The sequence below is a fragment of the Cysteiniphilum litorale genome (assembly GCF_003428165.1).
GTDB lineage: Bacteria > Pseudomonadota > Gammaproteobacteria > Francisellales > Francisellaceae > Caedibacter > Caedibacter litoralis.
Genome location: NZ_QLIQ01000094.1, coordinates 1 through 3,169, shown reverse-complemented (window position 1 = coordinate 3,169; position 3,169 = coordinate 1). Strand labels below are relative to the sequence as shown.

3 protein-coding genes are annotated in these 3,169 nt (G+C 37.7%); all 3 read right to left on the bottom strand.

All coding sequences use genetic code 11. The features are described 5' to 3' along the window. On the bottom strand, positions 1 to 565 hold a 565-nt coding region (locus DNJ75_RS14505; RefSeq protein WP_117004153.1), incomplete at its 3' end, for a DUF3987 domain-containing protein. Between the two features lie 8 nt (positions 566 to 573). Continuing rightward, positions 574 to 1,566 (bottom strand): recombination-associated protein RdgC, encoded by a 993-nt coding sequence (locus tag DNJ75_RS14500; protein ID WP_117004149.1) that lies wholly within the window; start codon positions 1,564 to 1,566, stop codon positions 574 to 576. Positions 1,567 to 1,593: 27 nt separating this feature from the next. After that, positions 1,594 to 2,979, bottom strand: a complete 1,386-nt coding sequence (locus DNJ75_RS14495; RefSeq protein WP_117004148.1) for a DUF6880 family protein — start codon at positions 2,977 to 2,979, stop codon at positions 1,594 to 1,596. Positions 2,980 to 3,169 lie beyond the last annotated feature (190 nt).

The window sequence follows — 3,169 nt, the reverse complement described above, 5'->3', positions numbered from 1 at the left end:
CTTTTGATAGATTTTCGCTGAGTGCTTCAACCGTTATATCCTCATATTTTAGTTTAGGCAATAGCGGTATTTCAGGCTCATCAAGCATTACTGAGTCATATTGAGCTTCCTGTTCATCTGCATTTTCACCTGCTTTTGCCATGCGCTTTAGCATCATCAGCAAGCCTTTGCGCTTAATTGACCACGTTGTGTGTTCATTCTTCATGCGTTGGTATTCAGGCAGCAGATGTTGAGTTGTTTCAAGCTCCCACTCTTCAATACCCTGTCCAAACACCTTATCTGCTGCTGATTTTCGCTCACCACTGGAAGCTACGGTAATAAAATACATTGAGATGGGACTAACTAAAACAGCATCACGCGCGACATTGGCTAATCCCTGGCAGGCAAGTGAAATGTTAGACAACGCACTATTAGCCAGCAGTGCTATGGGTTGTTGACCATAATCTGCGTATGACTTTACCGCATTCCTAATAATTTCAGGCAAAGCATCAATGGGATATTCATGCTTATTTGCTGATATGTGAGATAACGGTATGGGTGTTTTCCAGTCCTGCATTTTACTCATAATGATCTTCAGTTATTTTCTTCAATCGTTTCAGTGGTCTCAATACTTTCACTATTTGTGTCTTCAGCTGCTTGTGATTGAATATCATCATAAACCAGTGGCATCTGATTATCTGTGGTATTGAAGTAATCTTCAGATTGATTTAAAAGCTCAGCAAACGTTTCCGCCATCAATAAAAAATCAGCCTCTTGACGCACTATTTTATCTTCCTTGTCTAATTCATGATTAAGATCTTTTAAGCCTTCAAGAAATTTAATTGATTTCCATTGAAAACGGTCATTAATGGTTAAACTGATCTGATCGCGCCATGAAATGGCAAGTTCTGATATGGCACCACCGGCTTCAATAAAGGCTAAAATATTATCTGACAGCATTGTATTGCCTTGGCAGGTGATGTTGGCAACGCCATCGCCTTGATCGGTAACGAGTTTACATTTGTCTTCAATCACTATATCAGTTGGTGCAGCATTTTCTTTAAACCATGATGTCAATATTGTGGATATGTCATCAAACATCGGTTGAATTTTTAAAGAGCCCAGTGACTTACGTAACAGTGCGGTGAAATCATCAATGGTTTTGTCTGAGTTGCTGTCAATGACAAGAAAGCCATTAGCCGCATCAATGTAACCATAGGTTTGTTTTGATTTGCTAAAAGCCTTGGTTAGAAGCATCTGTTGTACTTCGTCTTTAATCGTTGCTTTTTCGTGCTTACCTATTTTTGTATTTTGCAGACGTTCAATTTCTTCGATCTTCTGCTGTGTATGCTCATTAACGACTTGCGCTGGTAATATCTTATCTTCCGTTTTAAGGCATAATAAATGAAATGAGTTAATACTGTGGAAGGTATCTTCATGATCTTTGATAAAAGGATGAACCCACCCAGTAGATGAAGCCTGTCCCGGTGCACACGACTTGAAAGCAAAATCTTCTAAAGCATTCATCAATTGCTCTGGATTAATCTCTTGATTTAACTTGAATGCAGTTACGTTTTTAAAAAACATGGTTTTCCTCTTTAGTTTTTTAATCTTTTAATCTTTCTTCGTTAGCGCCCAGAAGCTGTGTTTTCGGCTATGATCTTGTTTTAGTTTATCGATAAATCCTTCATGTGTTGGGTAGTCACCCCACGCTTTTACTTCGGCAGCATAATCCCCTGCTAATTTTAAATCACTTGCAGCATAACGATATGATTTCGATCTTGCGCTATCTAAAACACTTTCAACGAGTTTTCTTCTTAAGAGTGCGGCAACAAGATGTTTGCCATGTTTATGTAAACTAGTGGAGAGCTTACGATAAACATAATAATCAGAACCATTAATTTCTGATTCACGCTCATAAAATAGCGTCTCAATAGCATCATATTCATTAAGCTCATGTAAAAACTCGAAGCTTCTGGAGATATATTCTTCTGCACGTGCAATTTTAAGCGCCTCTTCTTTGGCTTGCTCTTTTTCCTCTGCACTGGCAAGTTTAAGATAATGAAGATAGTCATCAATGTGCAGGTTACGCTTAAATCGGCTCCAGATAACTGCTTTCGCTTTATCTGTATCACCCTCTAGCATATGCGCTTCTATTAAAAGTGTGTCGCGATCATTTGATTGTTGATTATCATCTGTGATTTTGCTCAACCACTGGATGGCTTCTTCACTTCTAAAATCATTGTTTAAACGCTTTGCAATCTCACAGATATCATGTGTGTTTAGACCGCTAGTTTCAGATAGCGCTATGTATTTATCAATATTCTTTTGTTTATCGGCTATTTTTTTATGAATACGAATGACTTTATCATTACTTATGATCGCTTTGATGTTTTTGGTCGATCCTGTTTCTGAACGTAAGGCATCATTATTTTGCACACAGGGAAGCTTTGCTTCTATGGCTTTAATGACCTCATCAGAGAGGGACTCTTTTAAATGGTCAATAATACTGCCCCTATTGCCATAATCATCATTTAGATAAACCTCAAGAATATAGTCTGCTATGTCCTCTGGGGCTTCTTTGGTATTTGCCATGGCTTTATCTAAAGTTTCAAACAGTGAATCATAAAAGCAACCAATGCTGCCGCCAGAGTCGTCTACGCGTTCAAATATTTTCTCATCAATCTCAATAAGTCGCTTGCATAGTTTTAACGCCAGATCAGGAGACTGTTTGATGAGATAATTGTTGATGCGACTATCAATGCTGTACAGTTTTTCAGTAAATGCATCAGCTTCATAGTAGTTGATAAACTTACGTCCATTCTTGATAGTCGTTATTTCTTTGTTAAGTATGCTGTACAGCTCTTTAGGATTTCTGATTGCCAGTAGTGAATGGATTAACTTATCGTTATCAGCACTTGCTTGTGATACTTCCACAATCATATTAATCAGTGTCTCATGATCAAATGACTTTAGTTTATCTTCAAGTGATAATGGCATCCGTTTTAATCCTCATAACTGGGTTAATTGCTAGATTAATGATTTTACTTAACTTTACAGTAAAATTTTACGATTTTTATGACGCAAATGCTCATAAATATTTTCCATTGCGCCAACAAATGAATTTTGTCGCTGCCAGAAAGGCGGATAATCTCCCTGCTTTTTGATGATTGAGGCACTGATTGGCTCA